The organism is Iodobacter sp. BJB302 (genome assembly GCF_002735645.1).
Taxonomy (GTDB): domain Bacteria; phylum Pseudomonadota; class Gammaproteobacteria; order Burkholderiales; family Chitinibacteraceae; genus Iodobacter.
Map to the genome: position 1 here is coordinate 1 of NZ_PDZG01000203.1, position 509 is coordinate 509.

General features: G+C 47.2%; 1 pseudogene. It reads left to right on the top strand.

Features of this window, described 5'->3' with window-relative positions:
* Positions 1-509, top strand: a pseudogene (locus CSQ88_RS22650) (DDE-type integrase/transposase/recombinase); the annotation flags it as partial.

Sequence of the window (509 nt, forward strand, 5' to 3'; positions counted from 1 at the left end):
CGAGATGGCTCACTGGGCCGTTGAAACCAAGGCAGTTTCTATTCGTGCGGCTTGCGCCAGCTTTGCGATTAGCACAACTTGCTATCGCTATATTTGTAAATTGGATGCCGAAAATGCCCAAATTGCGGAATCGTTGGTCCAGCTTACGGAAACGCATCGCAACTGGGGCTTTGGCCTCTGCTTTTTGCATTTGCGCAACGTCAGGAAAAAGCACTGGAATCATAAACTGGTCTACAGGATTTACTGCGATTTAGAATTAAATCTGCGGATTAAGCCTAAAAAGCGCTTAGAACGCGAAACGCCAGCGCCATTAGCAGTGCCAGCGGCAAAAAATGAACATGGTCGATGGATTTTATGCACGATCAATTAGCCGATGGCCGCAGCATTCGCTTATTTAATGTGATTGATGATTTTAATCGGGAAGGATTGGGCATTGAAGTCGACTTCTCTTTGCCAGCAGAGCGCGTAATACGCAGCCTGAATCAAATCATTGAATGGCGCGGCAAGCC